This is a genomic window from Kitasatospora sp. NPDC056181, from assembly GCF_042266225.1.
Lineage (GTDB): Bacteria > Actinomycetota > Actinomycetes > Streptomycetales > Streptomycetaceae > Kitasatospora.
This window is the reverse complement of record NZ_JBHJUK010000026.1, coordinates 16,410-41,243: the sequence shown is the minus strand read 5'-3', so window position 1 is coordinate 41,243 and position 24,834 is coordinate 16,410. Positions and strand designations below refer to the sequence as shown.

The window sequence follows — 24,834 nt, the reverse complement described above, 5'->3', positions numbered from 1 at the left end:
CCGACTTGAGCGGCCCCTGTCAGACGACTACAGTTTGACCAGGAACGAGCCAGAGCCAAACTCATGGGGGAATTCGGATGCTGGCATCCTCGGGCAATGACCGGGCAACAGTCAATGATCGGAACATTATTTCCGCCGCCGAACAGGACGGCCTTATCGAGCAATTCGGGAATGCGGGCCAGATGCGAATAGCGGCCCTGCAGTCCATGACCCGGTCCCGGCATGCCGTGATCATCTCTGCACCCAGTTCGGAATGGTACAGCGGGGAGCGCCTCCAGATGGCGCGGGAAATCCTCCAGGACGGGGTGCGGCGAAAACTCTCGGTCCGGGTGCTCTACCACCGGGACGATCTTCCGCACTGGTGCACGCCGGAGTACCTGCTGTCCGCCGGGGACCGCGGTATCCAGGTGCGGGTCACCGACACCAGACTCCAGGAGCTGGCGATCGTGGACTCCCAGGTCGCCTTCATGCGCACCCAGGTGAGCCTCTCCCAGGAACAGTGCATGGCGGTCTGGGCACCGCCGGTCATCAAGAACATCCAGTCACTGCTCACCGCGACCTGGAACGCCGCGAGCGAGCCGATGAGTTACCTGCGCAACCTCCGGTCGGAGTTCGACGAAATGGACCGGCAGGTCATCCACGCACTGGCCTTCGGCCACAAGGACGAAGTGGCTGCCCGAAATCTCGGCCTGTCGCTGCGCACCTACCGGAGGCGGGTGGCGGAAATCATGTGCCGACTCGACGCGAATTCACGGTTCCAGGCCGGCGTGCACGCGCTCCGGGACGGCCTGCTGAGCCCCGGGGATCCTGACGGGGAATTTTCGTACCGACACTCCGCCTGATCCTCCACCGCATGCCTCCCACCCGTCGGCAGATCGGGTGGGAGGCATGTGTTCGTTTTCTGGAGAATTCGCGGAGGCATTCCATGTGACGGCCTGCGCAGTCACGCGGCCGCTGCGGCCCCACCGGGCCCGGCGCCCGGCACGGCCCCGCAGGGTCAGGCGCCGGCGCCCGTCCACCAGGTCGGGGGCACCTGGACCGCTCCACCGGGCGCCGCCGGGCGCAGGATCTGACGGGTCTGCCGGCCGACGGCGAGCAGGGTGCCGTCCGCACTCCACATACTGCTGGACTCCACGGCCCAACTGTCGCTCGCCTGATCGGTGTTGACCCGCACGAGGGCCCAGTCGCCGCTCCCGGCGAAGGACAGGCCGTCGGCGAAGTGCACCGAGTACTCGGCGGTCGGCACCGACACCAGTTCGGAGGTCGCCGCGTAGACCGCCGGCGGCATCGCGTCCAGCAGGACCAGCGCCGCCCCGGCCGGGGTCAGGTCGGGCTCCCGGAGCCGGATCCAGGCCGTCATCTCGGGGTTGGTCCCGCCGCCGAACGGCCGCTCCTCCCCCGCCATCCTGGTCTCGAAGTGGCCGGTGTACGGGAACATCCGGGCCGGGAACCCCGCGTCCGGGCAGTCCTCGGGAGCCGGTACGACCGGCGCCGCCGGCGCCTGCAGGGTCGGCTTGTCCCCCGCGGTGCCGAACAGGGCCGTCGCCAGGGCCACCGGACGCTCGTGCTGCACGAGCGTCGAACGCACCACGGCGCTCGTCCGCGACTGGCGGACCACCTCGGACCTCACCAGCAGCGGGCGGTCCGACACCGGTGCGAGGAACGAGCTGTGCACCGCCCTGGGGGCCAGGTCCCCGGTCAGCTGCTCACCCGCGTGCCGCAGCATCATCGTGGACACCCGGCCGCCGAGCGCACCGGCCCAGGTCCGCCAGGACCTGTCGATGGGCGGCAGGGCGTTCTCGGTCGTGGTGGAGTCGTTCATCCTTCGTTCCCTTTCGTCGGACCGGCCGTCGGGAGCCGGGGTGCCGCGTCGGCGCGCCTCAGGCCGCCGGGTCGCCCGGCGGGCGGATGCCGGCGGGCAGGTGGTCGTCGGCGGTCCGGCCGAGCCGGCGCGCGGCCGAGTGGCCCTTGCTCTGCACGGGCTTCAGCGAGCCGGCCCGGGCGAGCCCGATGCGGCCCATGTTGGCGTAGACGGTTTCGTACTGTCCGTCCTTCACCAGGTAGGTCTCGTGCCAGATGCCGACGTCCCCGGACGCGTGGACGGCCCGGTTGTACCGCCGCCAGGACGGCAGGTGCGGGTCGTCGGTGTTCCGGGCGAACGCCTCCAACTGCTCGAAGCTGCGCCAGTACTGGACGACCGCGGGACCGACTCCGGCGATCAGCGCGAAGTAGCTGCACAGCGCGCCCTTCTCGGGGTGCTCGCGCAGGTCCTTCACCATGCCGAACATCGACCGGAAGACCGGCCACCACTTGTGGATCCGCCAGGGGCGGTTCACGTGCATGCCGATCAGGAAGACGACGAAGTCACCCTCGATGTCCGCGGTGTAGCGGCCGCGGTGGACCTCTGACATGAGTCGCTGCTCCTTCTCTCGTACGGCCGGCTCACAGCGTGAGGAGACCCGACTCGATGGCCCGGACCACGGCGAGGGTGCGGTTCGGGCAGTTGAGCTTGGCCAGGACGATCCCGACCAGGCGCTTGACCCCGTGCTCGGAGATGCCCAGCGAACGGGCGACCTGCCGGTTGCTCGACCCGCCCGCGATCAGCCGCAGCACCTGGAGTTCGCGTGCCGTCAGCGAGACCGCCGCCCGCCGCGCCGCCGCCTCGTTCGCGGCCTGGTCGGACGCCGTCACGGAGCGCCGCACCAGGGACTCCGAGACGTGGAACCGCCCGGCCGCCACGTCGGCGACCGCCAGGCCCAGGGTCTCCGGGCTGAGGTCCGCCCAGTCCAGGAAGCCGTGCGCGCGGTCGGCCCACGACTGCTCGACCACGGTGGCCGGGTCGACCAGGATCAGGACGCGGATGTCGTTGGTGCGCAGGGTGTCGGCGGTCTCCTCGGGGAGCGGGCCGACCGCGTCGCCGGACGAGATGATCAGCTGACCGCCGGAGATGCCCGCGAGCTCGCCGAGGTCCGCGCAGGTGCGGGTGGTCAGCCGGGGGTCGAGCGAACGGAACATCCCCTCGACGCCGTAGCGCCGCATGTGATCACGGATCATCAGGACGATCGCGGTGGTGCCGCCCGTCCCGGCGCGGTCGGCCGTGACGGTCGTCGCAGCCGTCCCGGCCGTCCCGGCCGTCCTGGTCGTCCCGGTCGTCGCGGCCGTCACGATGGTGTCGATGTCGATGTCGATGTCGATGTCAGTGTCGATGTCGAGCGTGCTGGTCGGCACGGTGCCTCACTTCCCTGCAACGACCGTCACCCGGATGCCGATCGTTGGATTGACTTGACCTCGCAGAACTCCTCCAGCCCGAAGCGGCCGAGCTCGCGGCCGTTGCCCGACTGGCGGTACCCCCCGAACGGGGCGGCCTCGTTGAAGGCCGCGCCGTTGATGTCGACCTGGCCGGTGCGCAGCCGCCTGGCCACGGCCAGTGCACGGTCCGGGTCCGCGGAGAACACGGCGCCGCCGAGGCCGTAGCGCGTGCCGTTGGCGATGGAGACCGCCTCGTCCTCGGAGGAGTACGGGATGACGGACAGCACCGGCCCGAAGATCTCCTCCTGGGCGATCACCGCGGTCGGACTCACCCCCGCGAAGACGGTCGGGCGGACGTAGTAGCCGCGGTCGAGCCCGTCCGGGGGCGTCGGACCGCCGGCCGCGAGCCGGGCGCCGTCGGCGATCCCGCGCTCGATGTAGCCCCGTACCCGGTCGCGTTGGGCGGCGGACGCCAGCGGACCGATCCGGGTGCCCGGCAGGGTCGGGTCGCCGACGGTGAAGGCCGCCGCCGCCTCCGCGGCCGCCTCGACCGCCTGGTCGTGCAGCGCGGCGGGCACCAGCAGCCGGGTCCAGGCCCAGCACATCTGGCCGTTGTTCATGAAGCAGTTCGCGACGCCGGCCCGTACCGCGGTGAGGAGGTCGGCGTCCGGCAGGACCAGGTTGGCGGACTTGCCGCCCAGTTCCAGGGCGACCCGTTTGACGGTCCGCGCCCCGAGTGCCGCGACGCTGCGGCCCGCCCCGGTCGATCCGGTGAAGGAGACCATGTCGACGACCGGGTGGGAGGCGAGCGCCGCACCGACCTCCGGGCCCCGTCCGTGGACGACGTTGAGGACACCGTCGGGCACCCCCGCCCCGCGGACGACCTCGGCGAGGATCATCGCGGTCAGCGGGGCGATCTCGCTGGGCTTCAGCACCACCGTGTTCCCGGCCAGCAGGGCGGGCGCGACCTTGGCGACGGCCTGGTGCAGCGGGAAGTTCCACGGCGTGATCGCCGCGACCACGCCGACCGGTTCGCGGAACACGGTCGAGCGTCCGATCTGCTCGGTCCAGGCGAAGTCCTCCGCGACGGCGGCGGCCCCGGACGCGACGGCGACCGGCAGGGACGCCTGGACCCGCTGCGAGAACACCGTCGGCACGCCGACCTCCGCGGTGACGGCCGCGGCGATCTCGTCCTGCCGGGCCGCCAGCCCCTTCGCGACCGCCCGCACCGCGTCGACCCGCTCGCGCAGCGGCACGCCGGACCAGTGACCGAACGCCCGCACGGCCGCCGCGACCGCGAGGTCCGCGTCCGCCGCGGTGCCCGCCGGCACCACCGACAGGCGCTCCTCCGTCGCCGGGTCGACGACGTCGATCCACCGCGTGTGGCCGGTGGTCCGGGTGCCGCCGATCCAGTGCGTCCGCGCGGGTACGGAGGCGCTCATCCGCAGCCGCCCGCGGTGTCGTTGCCGAGGCCGCTCACCAGCCCGGTGAGCTCGGCCGGGATGCCGTCCATCGGGTCGTCGTCGATGTCCGCGACGAGCGGCACCGGGCGACGCAGGCCCGTCAGGCTCTCCGTCTCCGCCGCCCGGGGACCGGCCGGGTTCGCCGTCATGCCGCCCTGCCCTTCCGCTGCCACTGCTCGAATCCCGCGATGAAGTCGTCGAGGCGGTCCAGTCCCCAGTAGCGGTGGGGGCCGATCTTGAAGTAGGGAGCGCCGAACACGTCGTCCAGGTAGGCCGCCTCCATGGCGTCCATGCCCTCCTGGCGCAGCTCCTCGTCCTCGGGCGCGGCGACCAGCGTCGCGCCGTCGAGCCCGGCCGCGTCGGCGATGCCGCGCAGCGTCCCGCGGTCGCAGATGTCCTCGCCGCGGCCCCAGCGGGCCTCGACCATCGCCCAGTACAGGGTGTTCTGGTCGCCGGTGCGCCTCGCGGCGAGCCACGCGTGGTGCGGCAGCACCCACCACGGCTCGCGGTCGACCGGCCAGGTCACCTCGAAGCCGAACCGCGCGGACAGCCGCTTGACGTCCTGGAGGATGTAGAGGTGCTTGGCCTTGCTCATGTCCGCGTAGTGCAGCTCGATCCCCCGTTCGTCCATCGACTTCCAGGTCTGCGCGTCCGGGTAGAAGTACGGGATCATCTGCATCTCTTCGAGCGCCTGCGGGCAGCGCTCGGCCAGCAGCCTGCTCGCCATCCAGCTGTAGGGGCTGTGCAGGGAGAAGTAGAACTTCGGGGGGTACCGCTTGCTCACGGGGTCGCTCCTTCCGGTCCCGGCCGTTGCCCGGCCTTCGTGAATGCGGGTGTCGTGCGGAGCAGGAACTCCGCGACCAGTTCGGCCACCCGGTGCGGCTGCTCGATGTGGCAGAAGTGCGTCAGCCCGTCCTCCAGGCGGATCTCCGCGGACGGCATGGCCAGGCCGAGCGCCTCGGCGCGGGGACCGCTGAGGCCGGCATCGGCGGTCCCCCCGACCACGAGGGTCGGCACGGTGTTCGCCGCGAGGTCCAGCCCGGACGAGGAGATGAACTGGTCGAACAGGGCGAGGAAGCCCTCCGGGCCGATCCGGTCGAGTGCCTTCTCGGCCATCAGGTCGACCAGCTCCGGGCCGATCCGCGCGGCGCGCTCACCGAGGCGCGCCCGCAGGCCGGCCTTCATGACCGCCCGGAAGTCGGCGAGCGACCGGTCGAACATCCGCCAGTCCACCGGGACGGAGGTCAGGCGGTAGAACGGCGAGAGCAGCACGACGGCGTCGAGCCGCCGCGCCGCACCGGACGTCAGCCAGTGCAGCACGGCGTTCGCGCCCATCGAGTGGGCGACGACCACGGAGACCGGCTCGGGGACGATCTCCAGGGCCCGTTCCACCCACTGCCCGGCCGTCCCGCCGGCGCGCCAGCCGTAGTCACCGCCGGCGCGCCACGGGAGGTCGATCGCATAGCAGCGGAACCGGTCGCCGAGCCCGTCCGTGACCGGCTTCCAGCTCTGCCAGTCGTCCTCCAGGCCGTGCAGCATGGCCACCACCGGAGGGCGGGCCGGACCGTGCGCGCTCAGCGACACGCCCTCGACCACGGACTGCGCGACCGGTCCCCGGTCGCTATGCGCTCGTCGCACGGCTCCACCCCCGGACCACGGCCACCCCGGCCATCCCCTCGGAGGTGAGCGAGGTCACCAGCGAGACCGCACCGTCGCGAGCGGGGTTGTTGCGGTGCTCCGCGAGCAGCGCGGCCAACTGCAGGCCCCCCGCCGCGGAGTAGGTCTCACCGACCAGCTCCTTGACCGGCAGGAGGTTCGGGGTGCCGGTGCCCAGCGCGGTCCTGACGGCCGCGAGCTCGATCGCGTCGCGCCTCGGTGAACCGGAGAGCGACGGCGCCACCGCCCACACGTCGGCCGCGGCGACACCGGCCGCTTCGAGCGCCCGGGTGATGCACTCCGCCAGGCCGGCGGCCGGGTCGTCCTCGCTGCCGGGCTCACCGTAGAGGCCGCCGTCGACCGCCAGGATCTCGGCGTCGAGGCTGCGGCCGGCGGTCCGCACGGCCTCGGCGTCCTCCAGCACGAAGAACGCACCGCCCTCGCCGAGTTCGACGCGGCCCTCCGCGGTGCCGCGGGCCTGGTGCGACGCCCAGGCGCGGGTCGGCGAGAACTCCTCCACCACCCCGGTCACGGCGGCGTGCACGTAGCCGTTGCGCACCTTGTTGCGGGCGTACCGCAGGGCGGTGAGGAAGGCCATCTGCCCGCCGGACACCGTGGCGTTGACACCCTTGAGCTTGTGCCAGATCGCCGTGGCGCTCGCCGCACCGTTCATCACCGCGTACGGGAAGAGCAGCGGGTTGACGAGGTACGGCTTCTCGCTGGTGTACATCTCGTGGATGAAGTCCGACATCGCCTGGGGCCCGCCGCTGCTCAGTCCGAGCACGAGCCCGATGCCGCCGTCGGCCTCCTCCCCGCGGGCGAGGCGGGCGTCGTCCAGGGCGAGCTTGCAGGCGACGACGGAGAGCGCCGTCGACCTGTCGAAGAAGCGCGTCCCCTTCTTGCCCAGGTACTCCTTGGCGTCGAAGCCGGGGATCGCGCAGGCGGTCGCGGACGGGAGCTGCTGCTCGAACATCCCCGTCACGTCCGTGCGGCCGCTGCGGCGCTCTCCCCAGGCCTCGGAGAACTCCTCCGCGCCCGACCCGATGGCGGACAGGACCCCCCATCCGGTCACGGCCAGGGCGCTCATTCGTACCTCCCGAAGATCGTGATGGCGTTGTTGCCGCCGAAGGCGAACCCGTTGTTCTGCACGATCCGCACATCGGCGGCCCGCGACACGTTCGGCACCACGTCGATGCCCTCGAAGGCCGGGTCGAGCGTGTTCAGGTTGATCGTCGGCGGCAGGAAGCCGTCCCTGATCGCCAGGCAGGAGGCGATCGCACCGAACCCGCTCGCCGCGCCCATGGAGTGGCCGAGCATCGACTTGATCGAACTCACCGGGGGGAGCTCGTCGCCGAAGACCTCGCGCAGCGCGGCGACCTCGGCGGAGTCGTTCGACGGCGTGCCGGTCCCGTGGGCGCAGATGTAGTCGATCTCGCTCTGCTTCACCCCGGCGTTGGCGTGGGCCCGGCGGGTGCACTCGGCGATCGACGTCGCCAACGGCGACACCATGTGGTTGGCATCGCAGTTGAGCCCGTAGCCGAGCACCTCGGCGTAGATCTCGGCCCCGCGGGCGAGCGCCGAGTCCAGCGATTCCAGCAGCAGCGCGGAGCTGCCCTCGCCGATCAGGATGCCCTTGCGGTCGGCGTCGAAGGGCGTGCACACGTCCTTCGCGAGCGCACCGAGCCGGTAGAAGCCGGCGACGGCGAACGCGCACATGGCCTCCGAGCCACCGGCGATCATGTAGTCCGAGTCACCCGCCGCGATGACGTCGTAGGCGTAGCCGATGGCGTAGTTGCTCGCCGAGCAGGCGGTGGCCAGGGTCACCGCCTCCCCGTGGATGCCGAGTTCGCGGTTGGCGGCGACGGCCAGCCGGTAGGCGGGGATCCTCTTGACGAGGCCGCCGATGTCGGCGCCGGCCCCCTCGGCCAGCCACTTCTCGTACGCCTCCTCGTGGAGGCGGGTCTCGGCACCGGTCGTCCCGAAGACCGACCCGGCCCGACCGCGCCGCAGTTCGGCGCGGTCCAGGCCGGCGTCCTCGACCGCCAGCCGCGCGACGGCGGCCGCGGCGAGGCTCGCCGGTCCCCAGGCGTCGGGGTCGAGGTTGGTGACGTAGTCCGCGGGGCTGACGTCACCCAGCTCGTTCGCGACGTTGTGCGGGAAGCCGGAGGCGTCGAAGCTGCGGATGGGCCCGCTGTTGCTCGCGCCGGCCCGCAGGCCGGCCGCGAAGGCGTCCGGGCCCACACCGATGGTCGACAGGGGTCCGAGGCCGGTGATCACCACACGGCGGGGCATGTCAGATGTTCCCGTCGGAGTATTCGACCAGCGTGTCGTACACGGCGCGCAGGTTCACCATGTCGGCGAGCCGCTCCTGCGGCACCGACACCTTGTACTTCTTCTCGATGCGGGCCAGGATCTCGATCGCCCGGAGCGAGTCGGCGTCGTGGTCCTCGATGAAGCTGCTGGTCTCGGTGATGTTCTCGGGCTCCTCCTCCAGGACCTCCGCGATCATCTCGCGCAGCTCGTCCATGACCTGCTGGTTGGTCGCAGTCGACATCTCGTTACCGCTTTCTGGGTTGGGTGTTGGGGGGTGGGTGTTGGGGGTTGGGTGTTGGTCGTGGTGCTCTGGACCGCCGGCCCGGGAACGGACCGGCGGGTCCTGCTCCGACGTGACGTCAGGCCTCTTGTGCCGCAGGCCCGTTGGGCCGGATGACCGCGATGGCCTCGCCGACGGTCATGACCGGCTCGTCGCCGACGAGGCTCCGACCGGACAGGAAGGCGTTGGCGCCGACCAGCTGGTCGATCTTCAGCTCGTGCCGGACGGTGTCACCCGGGTGCACCGGGCGGTGGAACTCGACATTGCGCGCCGCGGCGAATATCAGCGTCCCGTCCAGGCTCTCGCCACGCGTCCTGATGCTTTCCAGCCAGAGCACGGCGCCGCTCTGGCCGAACGATTCGATGAGCAGCGTCTTCGGATAGGAATAGGCGGACCGGCCGAGCCCCTCGGCCATTCCCGCATAACAGGGCTCACTGCCGGAGACGGCCTTGGTGGTGACGATCCGGTCGAACGGATGCCATTCCAGGACGGTGTCCACCAGGAGTATCGGGTGGCGGTGCGGAAGGATTCCCCGGATTGCGGCGTGGTCGATCACCGGCCGCCTCCGTCCACGACCCCGTAGGACAGCCTCAGTTTCGCCGCGGTGGCGCCGGCGGAATTCCGGCAGCTCGCGTTCACGGCCAGCGCGTCGCCGTCGGCGAGAATCGTGCAGGACACCTGGAGCGTGTCCCCCGGGAGAACCGGGGTGGTGAACCGCACGGACTTGACGGTCGTCAGGTCCGCGATCCGGCCGGCGCCGAACCGGCGGGCCACGAATTCGTCGACCGCCTGGTTCACCGACTCCATGATGAACACGCCCGGATAGATCGTGAATTCCGGGTAGTGCCCGTCGAGGTACGGGTCGGCGGCGTGGACGGCCTTGACCGCCGTCACCTCCGTGTCGCCGACGAGCGTGACGCCGTCGACGGCGGCCAGCGGTGCGGCGCGCCTGCGCGGTCGCGTCGCGGGTGTCTCCGGCATCAGAACGCGATTCCGCCGTCGACCTGGATGACCTGGCCGGTGATGTAGGCCGCGCGGTCCGAGACCAGGAACGACACCAGGTCGGAGACGTCCTCCGGCTCGCCGATCCGCTTCATCGGGATCATCCCGAGCGCGGCCTTGCGGGCCTTCTCGCCGAGCCCCGCGGTCATGTCGGTCTCGATGAACCCGGGGGCCACCACGTTGACCCGGACGCCGTACCCGGCCACTTCCTTCGCCAGCGCCCGGCTCATGCCGTGGATTCCCGACTTCGCCGCCGAGTAGTTGCTCTGGGTCGGGTTGCCGAACACGCCGGCGACCGACGAGATGTTCACGATGACGCCGCTCCGGCGCTTCATGAACCCGAACACCACGCTGCGGCAGAAGTTGTAGGTGCCGGTCAGGTTGGTGTCGATGACCGCGTGCCAGTCCGCGGCCGGCATCAGGACCATCGGGTTGTCCTTGACGATGCCGGCCGAATTGACCAGCCCGGCAATCCCGCCGAGCTTCTCCTCGACGGTCTTGACGAACGCCTGCACCGATTCGAGGTCGGCCACGTCGCACGGCGCGTGGTAGCACTCCACGCCCAGCTCGCGGATTTCCTTCTCGGTCTCCTCGGCCGCGGCGCCGCCGGTCCGGTAGCAGAACGCGATATCGAACCCGTCCGCCGCCAGCTGAAGCGCTACGGCCCGACCAATTCCCCGGGAGCCGCCGGTGACAACCACACAGCCTTGCTCGCTCATTGCTTCTTCGACCCCTTTGATCGCGATGGCAATTTGAATGCTAGGTCCACCCGGAGGGCCTTCCCCGGGACTGGCAGGTTCCTGCCATTGGAGGCTTCCGAGGGATTGCCCGCCGGTCCCGGCGGTCTGGACCACGGCCTCGGACACGACGGGACCGCCCGGCCGGTATCGGCCGGGCGGTCCCGTCGTCCCTGCATGAACTCCCCTACACAGAAGTGTCTATGACGCCCAGTCGGACGACTGACCAGCCGTCAGGCGTAGCGGCGCGCCAGCTCCCGCTTGAGGACCTTGCCGCTCGAACCGAGCGGGAAGTCCGCCACGAACTCGACCCGGCGCGGGTACTTGTAGGCCGCCATGCGTTCCCTGCTCCACGCCACGATGTCGCCGGCGAGCGCGGCGCCCGCGTGATGGCCCGCCCGGACCACGACGACGGCGCACACCTCCTCGCCGTGCTTCGCGTCCGGGACTCCTACCACCGCCGCCCTGGCCACCGCAGGATGACCGAGCAGCACCTCCTCGACCTCGCGCGGGTACACGTTGTAGCCGCCGCGGACGACGAGGTCCTTCTTGCGGTCCACGAGGGTCAGATAGCCGTCCGCGTCCTGCACGCCGAGGTCCCCGGTGCGGAACCAGCCGTCGACCAGCACCTCGGCGGTCTCCCGGGGGCGGCCGAGGTAGCCGGCCATCACGTTGTGCCCGCGCACGACGACCTCGCCGATCTCGCCCCGGTCCAACAGCTCGATGCGGCCCTCCACCTCGGCCGCCGCGACCGCGACCTCCACGCCCTCGATGGGCAGGCCCACCGTCCCCGGCTTGCACACCGTCCCGGGCAGGTTGTACGCGACGACCGGGGACGTCTCCGTCAGCCCGTACCCCTCGTACACCTCGCACCCGAACGTCGTCCGGACCTGTTCGAGGACCGGCACCGGAAGGGCCGAACCGCCGCTGTAGACGCGGGAGAGGCGCGGGGCCCGCGCACCCGCCGCAACGGCTTCGAGCATGCCGTAGTACATGGTCGGGACGCCCATGAAGACCGTACAGCCGTGCTCGCGCATCAGCCGCAGGGCGTCCTCCGCCCCGAAGCGCTCCATGACGACCATGGTCGCCCCGGCGTGGAAGCACACCGCCATCCCGCAGATCTGCCCGAAGGTGTGCGACAGCGGGAGGGCGCCGAGCAGGACGTCGTCCTCCCCGAAGGCGAACGGCGACACGGCGGTCACCGTGATGTTCGTCAGGACGCTGTGGTGGGTGAGCATCACCCCCTTCGGCGTGCCCGTGGTGCCGGAGGTGTACAGGACGACCGCGAGGTCGTCCGGCGCCCGCTCGACGTAGGTGGCGACCGGCTCGGTGTCGGCGTCGAGCCGGTGCGCCGCGCCGTCGGCGTCCCCGACGGCCAGCACCAGGACACCGGCCGCCTCGGCGCTGCGGGCGGCCTCCTCGGGCAGCGCGCCGGCCCACACGAGCGCCCGCGCCTGCGAGTCCCGCAGCACGTGCGAGATCTCGGCCGACCTCAGGGCGGTGCCGACCGGCACGACGACGGCGCCGAGCGCCAGCACCGCGAAGTACAGCGCCGCGAACTCCGGCGTGTTCGGCAGCAGCAGGGCGACCCTGTCACCGGGCCCGATCCGCTCCGCCCGCAGGGCCGCGGCGTACCGCCGGGCCTGCTCCCACAGCTGCGCGTACGAGAGCCGTGCCGTGCCGCACACCAGCGCCGGACGGTCCGGCCGCCGGGCTGCCGAACCGGCCAGCACGGCGGCCACCGACCCGGTCACTTCAGCCAGTTCCGGTCGCTCGCCGAGGGGATCTCCAGTTCCTTCCAGATCCCGCGCAGCGCCTCGGCGAAGTTCTCGACGTCCGCCCGCCCGTGCACCGCGGACGGGGCGATCCGCAGGATCTCCTCGCCGGCGCGCACACTGGGCGCGTTGATGGACTGGACGTAGATGCCGTGCTGCTCGAACAGCAGCTGGGACGCCTTCTTGCAGGTCTCGTCGTCGCCGACGAAGGCCGAGACGATGTGCGAGTCCGTGGAGATGAACGGGATGTCGGCCTCGGTGAGCAGCCGGTGCAGCAGCTGCGCGTTCTCCGCCAGCTTCTTGCGCTCGGCGTCGGAGGTCCGCAGGTAGCGGACCGCCGCCAGCGAGCCGGCCGCGACGGCCGGCGGCAGCGAGGTCGTGAAGATGAAGGAGCGCGAGAGCGTGCGGACGGCGTCGACGAGGGCGGCCGGGCCCGCGATGTACCCGCCGACCGTGCCGTAGCCCTTGGCCAGGGTGCCCATGACGACGGTGAACCGGTCGGCGATGCCCTCCCGCGCGGCTATGCCGGCGCCCTGGGGGCCGTACATGCCGACGGCGTGCACCTCGTCGATGTACGTCGTGGCGTTGTACCGGTCCGCGACCTCGGCCATCTCGGCCAGCGGCGCGATGTCACCCGACATCGAGTAGACCGACTCCAGGACGACCAGCTTCGGGCGGTCGGCGGGGGTGGCCGCCAGCAGCTCCTCCAGGTGGGCGACGTCGTTGTGGCGGAAGACGTGCTTCTGCGCGCCGCTGTGCCGGAGGCCGTCGATGATCGACGCGTGGTTCTTCGCGTCGGAGAAGACGACGGTGTCCTTCGGCATCCCCGCCAGGACGGTGAGCGCCCCGTCGTTGGCCGTGTAGCCGGAGGTGAAGAGGAGGGCGGCCTCCTTGCCGTGCAGGTCCGCCAGCTCCTGCTCCAGCTGGACGTGGTAGTGGTTGGTGCCGCCGATGTTGCGCGAGCCGCCGGAGCCCACGCCGTGGGCGTCGATCGCGGCCTTCATCGCCTCGACGACCTGGCGGTTCTGCCCCATGCCGAGGTAGTCGTTGCTGCACCAGACGCTGATCTGCGAGTCCACGCCGTCCCGCCGGGCGGTGGCGCTGGGGAACTCGCCGGAGCGACGTCCGATCTCCAGGAACTCGCGCCTGCGCTCGGCGAGGTCCGCAGCGGTGGCGCCGTCGGAATACGATTCCAGATGCAGGTTCATTGCGTTCGCTTTCTCGATGTCGATCCCCCGGGAGCCGGATGCGGTGATCCGGGTTCGGGGACCGGGAAACTGGGGTTCGGGATGCCGGGACGCCGGGCTTGCGCGTGCCGGGCCGGGCGGATCAGGCCTCCAGCAGCCGCAGCCGCAGCTTGTCGGGCTTGCCGTTGTCGTTCAGCGGCAGCGCACTGACGAGGCTGATCTTCTCGGGCGCGTGCAGGACCGACAGCGACTCGGCGAGGTGCGCACGGACGGCCTCCGTCCGGACCTCGGCCGCCGGGTCGCAGACCAGCGTCGCGTGGAGGTGCTCGGCGCCGTCCCGGTCCTGCACGCCGTAGACGGCGGCGTGGCGGACGCCCGGCAGCGAGAGGATCTCCCGCTCGACCACCGTCGGATGGACCTTGACCCCGCCGACCTTGACCACGTCCGCCACCCGGCCCAGCAGGTGGAGGTAGCCGCGTTCGTCGGAGTAGCCGATGTCCCCGGTGAAGTACCAGCCGTCCCGGAGGACCTTCGCCGTCCGCTCCGGGTCTCCGGTGTAGCCGTCCATGAGGTGCGGCGAACGCACCCGGACCTCGCCGACCTCGCCGGTGGCCACCGGCTCGCCGGTGTTCGGGTCGCCGACGACGACCTCCACCTCGGGGAAGGGGCGCCCCACGGTGGTCGACAGCCACGGGTCGTAGTGGTCCTCGCGGCGCAGCGAGGTGATGCGGCCGGTCTCCCCGGTGCCGTAGGCCTGCACCATGACGGGGCCCAGGATCCGGACCGCCTGCGCGATCCTGGCGGGCGCCGCCGGGCTGCCGCTGTAGATCAGCCGCTTCAGCGAGGACAGACCGCCGGACGCGAGGTCCAGGGCGCCGCGCTCGTCCAGGTGGTCGAGCAGCTGGAACAGCTGGGTCGTCGCCAGGAAGGTCCACGAGATCTCCTGCTCGGAGACGGCCGCGACGAACCGCCCGGCGTCGAAGGCCTCGTGGAGGTGGATCTCCCCGCCCAGGGCGAGGGCGGCGTCGGCCATCGCGGCCACGGTGTGGCTCAGCGGGGTCGTCACCAGCAGCTTCACGGACTCGGCCGCGCGGTCGGCCGCCACCATCCCCCGGACCGAGCCGTTCCAGACCCGGCCGGCCAGCCGGATGCCCTTCGGCCGTCCGGTGCTCCCGCTGGTGAAGCTGATCACCGAGAGGGCCTGCGGGTCCCACGGCGCGGCGGTGGGGGCGCCGGCCTCGACGGGTTCGCCGTCGGCGCGGCGGGCGCGCGTCACCGGGAGTCCGCCGGCGCCCTCGGCGAGCTCCAGGGCGCGCTGCGCGCTCTCGTCGTCCGCGTAGACCGTCACGGCCGCGGTGTCGCGCAGGATCTGGATCTGGTGGTCCAGCGGAAGGATCGTCGAGCTGGTCCCCGGGTTGGTGGAGCGCAGGTAGCAGACGGCGCCGCCGAGCAGGTGCGCGGCGTACCGCGCGGTGAGCATCTCGGGGCTGTTGGGGGCGACCAGGACGGCCACGACGTCCCCCGGTCCGACGCCGTTGTCCCGCAGCGCGCGGAGGGTGCCGGTGACGGACCGGATCAGCTCACCGCCGGAGAGCGCCTCGCCCCGCCAGTGAACGGCGGGGCGCTCCGGCGCCCCCGCGAACACCGAGAGGATGTCCGCGACGTAGCTGTCGCTCTCTGTCCACCAGTGGTCCTGTGGGGTCATGGCCCTGCCTCTCGATGTGAACCCCCGGCGGATCTCGGTCTGCTGCCCGGGTGCGTTCCGATCCTTCCGGTCGGGAAAGGCCCGGGAAAGAACGTTCGGACGGCTTGACCGGCGCCTCGGAAGGGGCGCACGACCGGGGTAGCCGAACGGGTACCCCGGTCGGGTGGCCGGGTCGTGCGGCCGGGGGTGGCCGAGCGGCCGCGCGGGCCGGCGGGCCCGCGCGGGGCGGGGGCCGGGGAAAGCGCCGGGGTAAGGCCCGCCTACTCTGTATGCCGAAGCAAAACGGGCGAACCGGACCCGTCCGGGGGCCGCGACGAGGGAAAGCAGGACCCGCCCATGGGCGACGGAATGTCAGGCATGCACCACCACGGAGGGATGACGGAGCTGGGGCCGTTCTCCCTCTCCAACGTCATGACCTGGTCCCCCGACTGGGTGTTCCTGATCGGCGGCCTGGTCGCGCTGGCGCTGTACGGGACGGGCGTGGTGCGGCTGTACCGGCGCGGCGACCGCTGGCCGATCGGCCGGGCCGTCGGCTGGGTGGCGGGCGTCGGCTCGGTGATCCTGGTCACCTGCACCGGGCTGAACGACTACGGCATGGTGCTGTTCAGCGCGCACATGATGCAGCACATGGTGCTCTCGATGCTGTCACCGATCCTGCTGCTGCTCGGCGCGCCGATCACGCTGGCGCTGCGGGCGCTGCGCCCGGCCGGGAAGGGGCGCCCGCGCGGACCGCGCGAGCTGCTGGTGGCGCTGCTGCACAGCACCTACGTCAAGGTGATCTCGCACCCGGCGTTCACCATTCCGCTGTTCATCGCGAGCCTGTACGGGGTGTACTTCACCCCGCTGTTCGACTTCCTGATGCAGTACCGCCTCGGGCACATCTTCATGATGGTGCACTTCCTGGCCACCGGGCTGGCGTTCTTCTGGCCGATCATGGGTGTGGACCCGGGCCCGAACCGCCCCGGCCACGTGATGCGGATCATCGAGCTGTTCATGGGGATGCCGTTCCACGCCTTCTTCGGCGTGGCCGTGATGATGGCCGGCCACCCGCTGGTGACGACCTTCACCGAGGCCGGCGCGCCGCCCGGGACGAGCCTCCTGGAGGACCAGAAGCTGGCCGGCGGCATCACCTGGGCGTTCGGCGAGATCCCGACCGCGATCGTGCTGATCGCGCTGGTCTACCAGTGGATGCGCTCCGAGCAGCGGGTGTCCCGCCGCCGGGACCGGGCCGAGGACCGCAGCGGCGACGCCGAGCTGGCGGCGTACAACGCGTACCTGGCCTCGCTGGACAAGCGCGGCCGGCGCCCGGCGCCGGCGGCCGACGCTTAGCCTCCACCGCCCGACGGAACCCCCCGCCCGACGCCCGGGCGGGGGGTTCCGTCGTTCCCGGGGACGCCCGGCGACCCGTCAGCCCGTCGGTCCGTCGGCCTGCCCGACACCGTCGGCCTGACCGGCCCCGCCGCCCTGACCGGCCCCGCCGCTCTGCCCGGCCCCGCCGCCCTGCCGGGCGAGGCCGGCGACCAGGATGTCCAGGCCGAACTCGAAACGCTCGTCGCCGACGTTGCGGGTGAGCGCCGCGGCCATCGAGGTGATCATCGGGTAGCGGTCGGCCGGGATCGTGCCGAAGTACTCCCGCACCCGTCCGGTGTAGGCCTCCGCGTCGGCCTCGGTGTGGGCGCTGCGGGTGGACGCCTCGAAGGTGGTCGCGGTGGTGTACAGCCCGAGCAGGTCCACGCCGTACGCGGCGGTCTGCTCGTCCAGCCCACCGGCGCGCAGGATGCCCAGCATGGTGTCGGCGATGTCCATGGCGTGCGGGGTGACGGGGACGTTCGCGACCACGGCGGCCTTGGCGAGGTCGCGGTGGCCGAGCAGGACGTCCCGCGAGCGGCGCATCAGCCGCTTGAGCTGGTCCTCCCAGTTGGCCGGGTCCGGCTCTTCGAGGGCGATCTCGGAGTACGCCAGGTCGAGGACGAGCTCGACCAGCTCGTCCTTGTTGCCGACGTGGGCGTAGAGGCTGGCGGCGCCGGTGCCGAGCTCCTGGCCGACCCGGCGCATGCTCAGCGCGTCCATTCCCTCGGTGTCGACGATCCGCAGGGCGGCCTCGACGATCCGCTCGCGGCTGAGCGGCTGGCGCCTGGACGCCGCCCTCTCCTTCTCCTGCCAGTGCGCCGACCAGCTCGGACGCGGGGCGGCACTGGTCATGGAGGGCTCCTTCGTGGTCGTTGACGAGTCCCACACTACTTGACACGAACACTGTTCCATGGGAGAACACTGTTCGTCGCAAGGAAACAGTGTTCGTTAGGACGAACGTGGTTCGTTCAGCTCAGACCTTCCCGGAGAGCCCTCCCATGACCAGTCAGGCCGCCCCTCCCCCACCCGCCACCGAGGCCGCCGAGCCCGAACCGGCCGGCTACCGGCTGCGCTGGGCCGCCCTCGCCGTGATCCTGGCCGCCGAGGTGATGGACCTCCTCGACACCACGATCGTCGGCGTCGCCTCCCCCGCCATCCAGCGCGACTTCGGCGGCAGCGACGCGCAGATCCAGTGGATCTCCGCCTCCTACACGCTCGCCTTCGCCGTCCTGCTGATCACCGGCGCCCGGCTCGGCGACCTCTTCGGCCGCAAGAACCTCTTCGTCGCCGGCGCGGCCGGCTTCACCCTGGCCTCGGTGCTCTGCGCCGCCGCGCCCGGCCCGGGCACGCTGATCACCGCCCGGACCGTCCAGGGCCTCTTCGCCGCCCTGCTGATCCCGCAGGGGCTCGGCCTGATCAAGGCGATGTTCCCGCCGAAGGAGATGGGCGCCGCGTTCGGTCTCTTCGGCCCGGTCCTCGGCCTCTCCTCCGTCCTCGGGCCGACCCTGGGCGGCTACCTCACCGACGCCGACTGGTTCGGCACCGGCTGGCGGATGGTCTTCCTGATCAACCTGCCGCTCGGCCTGCTCGCGGTGCTCGCCGCCGTCAGGATCCTGCCCGCCGACCGGACCACCCGCACCGCCGGCGCCGGCCGGCTCGACCCGCTCGGCGTCCTGGTGCTCAGCGCCGCCGTCCTGCTGCTGGTCTACCCGCTGGTGCAGGGCCGCGAGCTGGACTGGCCGCTCTGGACCTACCTGTCCATGGCCGCCTCGCTGCCGGTGCTCCGGCTCTTCGTCCTCCACCAGCGCCGCGTGCTGAAGCGCGGCGGCACCCCGCTGATCGAGCCTTCGCTCTTCGCCAAGCGGGCCTTCACCTCGGCGCTCGCCACCGGGCTGGTCTTCTTCGCCGCGGTCTCCGGCCTGCTGCTGACCTTCACCCTCTACCTCCAGCTCGGCCTCGGCTGGACCTCGCTGCACTCCGGCCTCAGCATGATCCCGCTCTCGCTGGGCATCGTGATCGGCGCGGTCCTCTCCGGGGGCTTCCTCGGCCCGCGGTTCGGCCGCCGGGTCCTGCACGCGGGCATGGCCGTCGCGGCCGCGGGGGCGCTCGGCCTCTGGGCCTGCGTCGACCACTGGGCCGGCGGCCTGACCAGCTGGGAGCTGATCCCCGCGCTGGCCGTCACCGGCTTCGGCCTCGGCCTGATCATGGCGCCGTTCTTCGACATCGCCCTGGCCGGCGTCGAGGACGCCGAGACCGGGTCGGCCTCCGGCGTGCTCAACGCCCAGCAGCAGCTCGGCGGTTCGATCGGCGTCGCACTGCTCGGCACCGCGTTCTTCGGCTGGGCCGGCCCGGAGGGCTTCCAGCACGCGGCGGGCCGGACCTTCGGCCTGACCGCCGGCCTGCTGGCGCTCGCCTTCCTGGTCGCCTTCCTGCTCCCCCGCCACGCCCGCCCGGAGGACGGTCACTGACCCCCGGGTACGCGGGAGGCCCCGGAGTCCTGTACGGACTCCGGGGCCTCCCCGTTCAACCGGGCCTGGATCAGCCGAGGTTGGCCAGCGCGTCGTTGAAGGTCTTCGACGGGCGCATCGCGGCCGCGGCCTTCGCCGGGTCGGGCTGGTAGTAGCCACCGAGCTCGACCGGGGAGCCCTGGACGGCGATGAGCTCCTCGACGATGGTCTGCTCCTGGTCGGACAGCGCCTTGGCCAGACCCGCGAACGCCTGGGCCAGCTCGGCGTCGGCGGTCTGCTGCGCCAGCTCCTGGGCCCAGTACAGGGCCAGGTAGAAGTGGCTGCCACGGTTGTCGATGCCACCGAGGCGGCGGCTCGGCGACTTGTCCTCGTTCAGGAAGGTGCCGGTGGCACGGTCCAGCGTGTCGGCCAGCACCTGGGCGCGGGCGTTGTCGGTGGACTGGGCCAGGTGCTCGAAGCTGGCGGCCAGCGCGAAGAACTCGCCCAGGCTGTCCCAGCGCAGGTAGTTCTCCTTGACCAGCTGCTGGACGTGCTTCGGGGCGGAGCCGCCGGCGCCGGTCTCGAAGAGGCCGCCGCCGTTCATCAGCGGGACGACCGACAGCATCTTGGCGCTGGTGCCCAGCTCCAGGATCGGGAAGAGGTCGGTCAGGTAGTCACGCAGCACGTTGCCGGTGACGGAGATGGTGTCCTCACCGCGGCGGATCCGCTCCAGCGAGAACTTCGTCGCCTCGACCGGCGTCTTGATCTCGATCTGCAGGCCCTCGGTGTCGTGCTCCGGCAGGTACTCCTTGACCTTGCCGATCAGGACGGCGTCGTGCGCGCGGCCCTCGTCCAGCCAGAAGACGGCCGGGCTGCCGGTGGCGCGGGCGCGGGTGACGGCCAGCTTGACCCAGTCGCGGATCGGCAGGTCCTTGGTCTGGCAGGCGCGGAAGATGTCGCCGGCCTGGACGGCCTGCTCCAGCACCACGTTGCCCTCGGTGTCGACCAGGCGGACGGTGCCCGCGGCCGGGATCTCGAAGGTCTTGTCGTGGCTGCCGTACTCCTCGGCCGCCTGCGCCATCAGGCCGACGTTCGGCACCGAGCCGATGGTGGCCGGGTCGAGGGCGCCGTTGGCACGGCAGTCGTCGATGACGGCCTGGTACACGCCGGAGTAGCTGCTGTCCGGCAGGACGGCCAGGGTGTCGGCCTCGTTGCCGTCCGGGCCCCACATGTGGCCCGAGGTGCGGATCATGGCCGGCATCGAGGCGTCGACGATGACGTCGCTCGGCACGTGCAGGTTGGTGATGCCCTTGTCGGAGTCGACCATGGCCAGCGCCGGGCCGTCGGCCAGCTCGGCCTCGAACGAGGCCTTGATCTCGGCACCGTTGGCCAGCTTGTCGAGGCCGCCCAGGATGCCGCCGAGGCCGTTGTTCGGGTTCAGGCCGGCGGCGACGAGCGCCTCGCCGTACTTGGCGAAGGTCTGCGGGAAGAAGGCGCGGACCACGTGGCCGAAGATGATCGGGTCGGAGACCTTCATCATGGTGGCCTTGAGGTGCACCGAGAACAGCACGCCCTCGGCCTTGGCACGGGCGACCTGCGCGGCCAGGAACTCGTTCAGGGCGGCGGCGCGCATCACCGAGGCGTCCACGACCTCGCCGGCCAGGACCGGCACCGACGGGCGCAGCACGGTGGTGGCGCCGTCCTCGGCCACCAGCTCGATGCGCAGCGAGCCGTCGGCGGCGATCACGGTGGACTTCTCGGTGGAGCGGAAGTCGTTCTGGCCCATGGTGGCGACGTTGGTCTTGGAGTCGGCCGTCCAGGCGCCCATGCGGTGCGGGTGCGTCTTGGCGTAGTTCTTGACCGACGCGGGGGCGCGGCGGTCCGAGTTGCCCTCGCGCAGGACGGGGTTGACGGCGCTGCCCTTGACCTTGTCGTAGCGGGCGCGGACGTCCTTGTCCTCGTCGGTCTGCGGGTCGTCCGGGTAGTCCGGCAGCGCGTAGCCCTGCGCCTGGAGCTCGGCGATGGCCGCCTTCAGCTGCGGGATGGAGGCCGAGATGTTCGGCAGCTTGATGATGTTGGCGCCGGGGGTCTTGGCGAGCTCGCCCAGCTCGGCGAGGGCGTCCTCGATCCGCTGGCCCTCCTCCAGACGCTCCGGGAAGCTCGCGATGATCCGGCCGGCCAGGGAGATGTCACGCGTCTCCACCTGCACGCCGGCCGTCGAGGCGTAGGCCTGGACCACGGGCAGGAACGAGTACGTTGCCAGGGCCGGCGCCTCGTCGGTGTGCGTATAGATGATGGTCGAGTCAGTCATCGGTACTCCGCTTCACGTCTCCAACGTCTTGATGTCAAGATATCTCGTGCTCGCCCCTCCGCTCCACCACCCCCCGTCCCGGAGCACACGCCGACGCCCGCCCCGGGCCGTCGGTGGTCAGCTCCACCGTGGTCCCGGGACGGGCGCAGGGCAAACGGAGAGGGCTCAGGCCCGGGCGAGCCGGGCGTCGAACTCACCGGCGTCGGCGAGGAACCAGAGCTGGTTGCCGCGGTTGCTCTCGACCACGAAGTCGCGCAGGGCGCTGCTCGCGGCCACGTGCTCCGAGATGTCGCCGGTGACGGCCAGGCCGATCCGGTAGTTGACGAACTTCTGCACGATGCCGCCCGCCACGCGGGTGCTCAGCCGGAAGAAGTCGTCCCCGAGGCGGGCGGCCGGGACGACGACCCAGGTGGCGTCGCGGCCCATCGCGTCGCCGATCAGGTCCATCGCGTCCCCCTCGCCGCCGATCACCGTGCCCTCGGCGGGCAGGCGCAGGACGGTGGTCCCGGCGATCTCGACGACCTCGGAGCCGGCCACGCTCTCGACGGTCTCGGTGGCCTCGTGGTGCTCAGACATGGCGATTCTCCCTGATCAGCGCGTTGATGAGGACGAGCAGCTCGGCGGTGTCGGCCAGCCCGCCGAAGACGATCACCTTGAGCGTCGAGCGCTCCTCGTCGTGGACGGTCTGGAACTTGAGCGGCCGGCCGCCCTCGCGGGGGCCGGAGATCGCCGCCATCACGGTGCTGGCGAGACGGGCCGCCTCCCGGGTGCCGATGCCGTCCACCTGCACGATCGTGGACGCCTCGGCACGCAGCTCCGGCACGACGACGGCCGGCGCGGGCACCGCCGGGGCGCCGGTGAAGGCCGCGAGGTCCTCCGCGGTGATCCGGTACTGCTTGCCGATCCGGGCCGCCTTCAGCCGTCCGTCGCGGACGTAGCCGCGCACGGTGCGGACGTGCAGCCCCAGCAGCTCGGCCACCTGTTCCACCGAGTAGTACTGCGGCATCGGACGCCACCTTCCCCGAGCTCCTCCATGACTCCGCAAACTACCATGACGATGCCAGCCATAGGGAAGAATAAGGAGTGTTGGACCCATCACCGCGGCGCCACCGTCAGAAGCCCGTCAATACGGCACCGCATTCGGTCAACACCGCGTCAGGACGGCGGCCCGCGGCCCGCGGACGCCCTAGCGTCTTAGGAGCAGTTCCGGCAGGCCCCTCCACCACCCGGGAGCACCCGCATGGCCCGCGTCGTCTGGCACGTCCCGGTCACCGTCACCGGACGCACCACCGCCCTCCGGCTCTTCCGCCTCCGCGACGGCCGCCGCTGCGCGGTCGGCTTCAGCTCCGCCGCGGCCCTGACCGCCCTGCTCGGGCCGGACCAGGCGGCCGCCGAGCTCGGGGAACCGGCACTGCGGGCGCTCGCCGCGCCCCTCGGCATCGACGCCCTGGTGCTGGACCCGCGCCTCGTCGCGCCGCCCGTCCGCGGGACCGGCTCCCCCGCTCCGACGCCCGTGCTCCAGACCCGGTGACCGCCCTCCGACTGCTCCCGGGCGGCGACCCGGAGCCCGGGGCGGCCCGGTCCCTGCACGCCCTCGCCCGGATCCGCTTCGGCCCCGTCCCGCTCGACTTCGACCGGCTGGCCGCCGAGTTCCCCGCCGTGCAGAGCGGACTCGCCCTGGCCGGGGACGCCGACCTCGAACTCCGCCTCGCCTGCACCGGCCCCGAGGAGTTACGCGCCGTCTCCACGGCCCTGCAGCGCGCGGGCGCCGCCCACGTCCGGATCGACGTCGTCCTGCGGGCCCTCGTCCCGCGGCCGCCGACCCTGCGGCCGGTGCCGTAGGGCGGACCACGCGCCCCGGGCCCGCCCGCGCCCCGCCGGGGGAACGGGCGGGCCCGCCGTCAGCCGCTCTCGCGGGCCAGGGCGGCGATCGCCGCGAGCAGCAGCGCGGAGCCGGCCAGGAGGCCCGGGGTGAGCGGCTCGCCGAGGAAGGCCACGGCGATCAGGGCGGCCGTCGCCGGCTCCAGCAGGACGAGCACGGAGGCCGTCGTGCCCGGGACGGCGGCCAGGCCGGCGAAGTACCAGCGGTAGGCGAGCAGGGTCGGCACGGTGCCCAGGAAGAGCAGCGCGCCCGCCGTCAGGGCCGGGTCACCCGCCGCCGGCAGCACGCCGCCCTCGACGAAGGCCGCCGGCAGCAGGCAGAGCAGGCCGGTGGTGAACGCGCCGGTGGTCGCCCGCGCCGACCCGCCGCCGCGGGCCCAGAGCGTGAGCCCGCTCTGCCCCGCGCCCGCCGGCACGGCGAGCGCGACGCCGAGGGCAGGACGCGGGCCGGCCCGGTCGTGATCTTCACCTCCGCACCGCGGGCGCGTACCGTCGGCGGTGACGTGGCGGGGGCCGGCCTCCGCCCCCGGCGCGGAGGAGACCAGCGGCGTGGACCACCTGACGTACGACGACGTGAAGGCGGCCGGGGAACGGATCGCGGGGCGGGTGCGGCCGGTGGTGGTGGCACCGGGGGACGAGCGCGGGCGGGTCTGGCTGGCGCTGGAGTACCTCCAGCACACCGGCAGTTTCAAGGCGCGTGGCGCACAGAACTTCCTGCTCGCGCACGCCGCGGCGGGCACCCTGCCCGCCGCCGGGGTGACCATCGCCTCGGGCGGCAACGCGGGCCTGGCCTGCGCCTGGGCGGCCCGTGAACTCGGCGTACGCGCCACGGTGTTCCTGCCGGAGACGGCCCCGCCGGTGAAGGTGGCGCGGCTGCGCTCGTACGGCGCCGAGGTGCGGCTTGCGGGCGGCGAGTACGCGGAGGCGCTGGCCGCCTGCGAGGAGTTCGCCGCGACGGGTGGCGCACTGGCCTCGCACGCCTACGACCACCCGCTGATCGCCGCCGGGGCCGGGACGGTCCTGGAGGAGATCAGGGAGCGTGTCCCCGGCTTGGACACGGTGGTGGTCTCGGTGGGCGGCGGCGGGCTGTTCGCGGGGGTGGCGGCCGCGGCACGCGAGCACGGCGTCCGGGTGGTGGCGGTGGAGCCGGCCGGCAGCCGGGCGCTGAACGCGGCGGTGGCGGCCGGCCGCCCGGTGGACGTCCCGGTCGAGTCGGTGGCATCGGACTCGTTGGGGGCCAGGCGGGCCACGGCTCTTGCCCTGCACGCCGCCCGACAGGACGGCGTGCGGTCGGTGTTGGTGCCGGACACCGCCATCGTCCTTGCCCGGCAGGAGCTTTGGGACGAACGCCGGATCGCCGTCGAGCACGCCGCGGCCACCGCCCTCGCCGCGCTGGACCAAACGGACGGCGAGCGGATCGCCGTCCTGCTGTGCGGCGCCAACACCGACCCGTCCGACCTGGTCGCGGGCCGGTAGCG

Annotated in this window: 27 protein-coding genes; 6 read left to right on the top strand and 21 right to left on the bottom strand. The window is 72.1% G+C overall.

Going from position 1 to position 24,834, the window contains the following annotated elements:
- Nucleotides 1–77: 77 nt before the first annotated feature.
- Nucleotides 78–842, top strand: a complete 765-nt coding sequence (locus tag ACFC1F_RS13165; RefSeq protein WP_209412464.1) for a response regulator transcription factor — start codon at nt 78–80, stop codon at nt 840–842.
- Nucleotides 843–997: 155 nt separating this feature from the next.
- On the opposite strand, the gene ACFC1F_RS13160 is transcribed toward ACFC1F_RS13165, so the two are convergent.
- From ACFC1F_RS13160 to ACFC1F_RS13085, 16 genes are all read right to left on the bottom strand, one after another.
- Nucleotides 998–1,822 (bottom strand): thioesterase family protein, encoded by an 825-nt coding sequence (locus ACFC1F_RS13160; RefSeq protein ID WP_209412465.1) that lies wholly within the window; start codon nt 1,820–1,822, stop codon nt 998–1,000.
- Nucleotides 1,823–1,880: 58 nt separating this feature from the next.
- Nucleotides 1,881–2,411: a DUF4188 domain-containing protein gene (locus ACFC1F_RS13155; RefSeq protein WP_209412466.1), complete on the bottom strand. Its 531-nt coding sequence runs from the start codon at nt 2,409–2,411 to the stop codon at nt 1,881–1,883.
- A gap of 31 nt (nt 2,412–2,442) precedes the next feature.
- Nucleotides 2,443–3,228, bottom strand: coding sequence for a response regulator transcription factor (locus tag ACFC1F_RS13150; RefSeq protein ID WP_376157814.1), 786 nt, complete (start codon nt 3,226–3,228; stop codon nt 2,443–2,445).
- A gap of 26 nt (nt 3,229–3,254) precedes the next feature.
- A complete protein-coding gene (locus ACFC1F_RS13145; protein WP_376157811.1) occupies nt 3,255–4,691 on the bottom strand; it encodes an aldehyde dehydrogenase family protein in 1,437 nt (478 codons plus the stop codon).
- A complete protein-coding gene (locus ACFC1F_RS13140; RefSeq protein WP_209412468.1) occupies nt 4,688–4,861 on the bottom strand; it encodes a hypothetical protein in 174 nt (57 codons plus the stop codon). Before ACFC1F_RS13140 ends, ACFC1F_RS13145 begins: the two co-directional genes overlap by 4 nt.
- Nucleotides 4,858–5,496 carry a 2-hydroxychromene-2-carboxylate isomerase gene (locus ACFC1F_RS13135; RefSeq protein WP_376157808.1) on the bottom strand — a complete coding sequence of 213 codons (639 nt, stop codon included), beginning with the start codon at nt 5,494–5,496 and terminating at the stop codon, nt 4,858–4,860. The genes ACFC1F_RS13140 and ACFC1F_RS13135 overlap by 4 nt, the downstream gene beginning before the upstream one ends.
- Entirely contained in the window at nt 5,493–6,350 is an 858-nt protein-coding gene (locus ACFC1F_RS13130; RefSeq protein WP_376157806.1) for an alpha/beta fold hydrolase, read from the bottom strand. The genes ACFC1F_RS13135 and ACFC1F_RS13130 overlap by 4 nt, the downstream gene beginning before the upstream one ends.
- Nucleotides 6,334–7,455 carry a beta-ketoacyl synthase N-terminal-like domain-containing protein gene (locus tag ACFC1F_RS13125; RefSeq protein WP_376157803.1) on the bottom strand — a complete coding sequence of 374 codons (1,122 nt, stop codon included), beginning with the start codon at nt 7,453–7,455 and terminating at the stop codon, nt 6,334–6,336. Before ACFC1F_RS13125 ends, ACFC1F_RS13130 begins: the two co-directional genes overlap by 17 nt.
- Entirely contained in the window at nt 7,452–8,660 is a 1,209-nt protein-coding gene (locus tag ACFC1F_RS13120; RefSeq protein ID WP_376157800.1) for a beta-ketoacyl-[acyl-carrier-protein] synthase family protein, read from the bottom strand. Before ACFC1F_RS13120 ends, ACFC1F_RS13125 begins: the two co-directional genes overlap by 4 nt.
- Before the next feature lies 1 nt (nt 8,661).
- Entirely contained in the window at nt 8,662–8,922 is a 261-nt protein-coding gene (locus ACFC1F_RS13115; RefSeq protein ID WP_148641354.1) for an acyl carrier protein, read from the bottom strand.
- Between the two features lie 118 nt (nt 8,923–9,040).
- Nucleotides 9,041–9,517, bottom strand: coding sequence for a 3-hydroxyacyl-ACP dehydratase FabZ family protein (locus ACFC1F_RS13110; RefSeq protein WP_376157796.1), 477 nt, complete (start codon nt 9,515–9,517; stop codon nt 9,041–9,043).
- On the bottom strand, nt 9,514–9,942 hold the full coding sequence (locus ACFC1F_RS13105) for a 3-hydroxyacyl-ACP dehydratase FabZ family protein (protein ID WP_209412474.1): 429 nt from the start codon (nt 9,940–9,942) through the stop codon (nt 9,514–9,516). The genes ACFC1F_RS13110 and ACFC1F_RS13105 overlap by 4 nt, the downstream gene beginning before the upstream one ends.
- Complete coding sequence (gene fabG / locus ACFC1F_RS13100) at nt 9,942–10,682, bottom strand: 3-oxoacyl-[acyl-carrier-protein] reductase (RefSeq protein ID WP_376157794.1); 741 nt, start codon at nt 10,680–10,682, stop codon at nt 9,942–9,944. The genes ACFC1F_RS13105 and fabG overlap by 1 nt, the downstream gene beginning before the upstream one ends.
- 251 nt (nt 10,683–10,933) lie before the next feature.
- Nucleotides 10,934–12,454, bottom strand: coding sequence for an AMP-binding protein (locus ACFC1F_RS13095; RefSeq protein ID WP_376157792.1), 1,521 nt, complete (start codon nt 12,452–12,454; stop codon nt 10,934–10,936).
- Complete coding sequence (gene hemA / locus ACFC1F_RS13090; RefSeq protein ID WP_376157790.1) at nt 12,451–13,683, bottom strand: 5-aminolevulinate synthase; 1,233 nt, start codon at nt 13,681–13,683, stop codon at nt 12,451–12,453. The genes ACFC1F_RS13095 and hemA overlap by 4 nt, the downstream gene beginning before the upstream one ends.
- Nucleotides 13,684–13,804: 121 nt before the next feature.
- Nucleotides 13,805–15,367 carry an AMP-binding protein gene (locus ACFC1F_RS13085; RefSeq protein ID WP_376157788.1) on the bottom strand — a complete coding sequence of 521 codons (1,563 nt, stop codon included), beginning with the start codon at nt 15,365–15,367 and terminating at the stop codon, nt 13,805–13,807.
- A 357-nt stretch (nt 15,368–15,724) separates the two neighbouring features.
- Here ACFC1F_RS13085 and ACFC1F_RS13080 point away from each other — a divergent pair, with 357 nt between their 5' ends.
- A complete protein-coding gene (locus ACFC1F_RS13080) occupies nt 15,725–16,696 on the top strand; it encodes a cytochrome c oxidase assembly protein (protein WP_209412478.1) in 972 nt (323 codons plus the stop codon).
- A gap of 78 nt (nt 16,697–16,774) precedes the next feature.
- On the opposite strand, the gene ACFC1F_RS13075 is transcribed toward ACFC1F_RS13080, so the two are convergent.
- The gene (locus ACFC1F_RS13075; RefSeq protein WP_376157785.1) at nt 16,775–17,569 is read right to left on the bottom strand and encodes a TetR/AcrR family transcriptional regulator C-terminal domain-containing protein; all 795 of its coding nucleotides are present in this window, start codon (nt 17,567–17,569) and stop codon (nt 16,775–16,777) included.
- A 146-nt stretch (nt 17,570–17,715) separates the two neighbouring features.
- On the opposite strand from ACFC1F_RS13075, the gene ACFC1F_RS13070 reads away from it, so the two are divergent.
- Nucleotides 17,716–19,185: an MFS transporter gene (locus tag ACFC1F_RS13070; protein ID WP_376157783.1), complete on the top strand. Its 1,470-nt coding sequence runs from the start codon at nt 17,716–17,718 to the stop codon at nt 19,183–19,185.
- Nucleotides 19,186–19,255: 70 nt separating this feature from the next.
- Here the strand turns inward: ACFC1F_RS13070 and ACFC1F_RS13065 are convergent, their stop codons facing one another.
- The 3 genes from ACFC1F_RS13065 to ACFC1F_RS13055 all read right to left on the bottom strand — a co-directional run bounded on the left by ACFC1F_RS13065 (nt 19,256) and on the right by ACFC1F_RS13055 (nt 22,481).
- A complete protein-coding gene (locus ACFC1F_RS13065) occupies nt 19,256–21,475 on the bottom strand; it encodes an NADP-dependent isocitrate dehydrogenase (protein WP_209412481.1) in 2,220 nt (739 codons plus the stop codon).
- A gap of 165 nt (nt 21,476–21,640) precedes the next feature.
- Nucleotides 21,641–22,051: a DUF4180 domain-containing protein gene (locus ACFC1F_RS13060; protein ID WP_376157781.1), complete on the bottom strand. Its 411-nt coding sequence runs from the start codon at nt 22,049–22,051 to the stop codon at nt 21,641–21,643.
- Nucleotides 22,044–22,481, bottom strand: a complete 438-nt coding sequence (locus tag ACFC1F_RS13055) for a helix-turn-helix domain-containing protein (RefSeq protein WP_376157778.1) — start codon at nt 22,479–22,481, stop codon at nt 22,044–22,046. Before ACFC1F_RS13055 ends, ACFC1F_RS13060 begins: the two co-directional genes overlap by 8 nt.
- 234 nt (nt 22,482–22,715) lie before the next feature.
- Between ACFC1F_RS13055 and ACFC1F_RS13050 the strand changes: the two genes are divergently transcribed.
- Both ACFC1F_RS13050 and ACFC1F_RS13045 read left to right on the top strand, forming a co-directional pair.
- The gene (locus tag ACFC1F_RS13050) at nt 22,716–23,006 is read left to right on the top strand and encodes an SAV_915 family protein (RefSeq protein ID WP_376157776.1); all 291 of its coding nucleotides are present in this window, start codon (nt 22,716–22,718) and stop codon (nt 23,004–23,006) included.
- On the top strand, nt 23,003–23,317 hold the full coding sequence (locus ACFC1F_RS13045) for a hypothetical protein (RefSeq protein ID WP_376157773.1): 315 nt from the start codon (nt 23,003–23,005) through the stop codon (nt 23,315–23,317). The genes ACFC1F_RS13050 and ACFC1F_RS13045 overlap by 4 nt, the downstream gene beginning before the upstream one ends.
- 59 nt (nt 23,318–23,376) lie before the next feature.
- On the opposite strand, the gene ACFC1F_RS13040 is transcribed toward ACFC1F_RS13045, so the two are convergent.
- Nucleotides 23,377–23,772 carry an EamA family transporter gene (locus ACFC1F_RS13040; RefSeq protein ID WP_376157771.1) on the bottom strand — a complete coding sequence of 132 codons (396 nt, stop codon included), beginning with the start codon at nt 23,770–23,772 and terminating at the stop codon, nt 23,377–23,379.
- A gap of 133 nt (nt 23,773–23,905) precedes the next feature.
- On the opposite strand from ACFC1F_RS13040, the gene ACFC1F_RS13035 reads away from it, so the two are divergent.
- Nucleotides 23,906–24,832 (top strand): serine/threonine dehydratase, encoded by a 927-nt coding sequence (locus ACFC1F_RS13035; RefSeq protein ID WP_376157768.1) that lies wholly within the window; start codon nt 23,906–23,908, stop codon nt 24,830–24,832.
- Nucleotides 24,833–24,834: the final 2 nt, after the last annotated feature.

Excerpts from the sequence above, each read along its gene's own strand:
- ACFC1F_RS13165 (WP_209412464.1), top strand. The coding sequence starts at position 78 with ATGCTGGCATCCTCGGGCAATGACCGGGCAACAGTCAATGATCGGAAC.
- ACFC1F_RS13160 (WP_209412465.1), bottom strand. The coding sequence starts at position 1,822 with ATGAACGACTCCACCACGACCGAGAACGCCCTGCCGCCCATCGACAGG.
- ACFC1F_RS13155 (WP_209412466.1), bottom strand. The coding sequence starts at position 2,411 with ATGTCAGAGGTCCACCGCGGCCGCTACACCGCGGACATCGAGGGTGAC.
- ACFC1F_RS13145 (WP_376157811.1), bottom strand. The coding sequence starts at position 4,691 with ATGAGCGCCTCCGTACCCGCGCGGACGCACTGGATCGGCGGCACCCGG.
- ACFC1F_RS13140 (WP_209412468.1), bottom strand. The coding sequence starts at position 4,861 with ATGACGGCGAACCCGGCCGGTCCCCGGGCGGCGGAGACGGAGAGCCTG.
- ACFC1F_RS13125 (WP_376157803.1), bottom strand. The coding sequence starts at position 7,455 with ATGAGCGCCCTGGCCGTGACCGGATGGGGGGTCCTGTCCGCCATCGGG.
- ACFC1F_RS13120 (WP_376157800.1), bottom strand. The coding sequence starts at position 8,660 with ATGCCCCGCCGTGTGGTGATCACCGGCCTCGGACCCCTGTCGACCATC.
- ACFC1F_RS13115 (WP_148641354.1), bottom strand. The coding sequence starts at position 8,922 with ATGTCGACTGCGACCAACCAGCAGGTCATGGACGAGCTGCGCGAGATG.
- ACFC1F_RS13105 (WP_209412474.1), bottom strand. The coding sequence starts at position 9,942 with ATGCCGGAGACACCCGCGACGCGACCGCGCAGGCGCGCCGCACCGCTG.
- fabG (WP_376157794.1), bottom strand. The coding sequence starts at position 10,682 with ATGAGCGAGCAAGGCTGTGTGGTTGTCACCGGCGGCTCCCGGGGAATT.
- hemA (WP_376157790.1), bottom strand. The coding sequence starts at position 13,683 with ATGAACCTGCATCTGGAATCGTATTCCGACGGCGCCACCGCTGCGGAC.
- ACFC1F_RS13085 (WP_376157788.1), bottom strand. The coding sequence starts at position 15,367 with ATGACCCCACAGGACCACTGGTGGACAGAGAGCGACAGCTACGTCGCG.
- ACFC1F_RS13080 (WP_209412478.1), top strand. The coding sequence starts at position 15,725 with ATGCACCACCACGGAGGGATGACGGAGCTGGGGCCGTTCTCCCTCTCC.
- ACFC1F_RS13075 (WP_376157785.1), bottom strand. The coding sequence starts at position 17,569 with ATGACCAGTGCCGCCCCGCGTCCGAGCTGGTCGGCGCACTGGCAGGAG.
- ACFC1F_RS13070 (WP_376157783.1), top strand. The coding sequence starts at position 17,716 with ATGACCAGTCAGGCCGCCCCTCCCCCACCCGCCACCGAGGCCGCCGAG.
- ACFC1F_RS13065 (WP_209412481.1), bottom strand. The coding sequence starts at position 21,475 with ATGACTGACTCGACCATCATCTATACGCACACCGACGAGGCGCCGGCC.
- ACFC1F_RS13060 (WP_376157781.1), bottom strand. The coding sequence starts at position 22,051 with ATGTCTGAGCACCACGAGGCCACCGAGACCGTCGAGAGCGTGGCCGGC.
- ACFC1F_RS13055 (WP_376157778.1), bottom strand. The coding sequence starts at position 22,481 with ATGCCGCAGTACTACTCGGTGGAACAGGTGGCCGAGCTGCTGGGGCTG.
- ACFC1F_RS13050 (WP_376157776.1), top strand. The coding sequence starts at position 22,716 with ATGGCCCGCGTCGTCTGGCACGTCCCGGTCACCGTCACCGGACGCACC.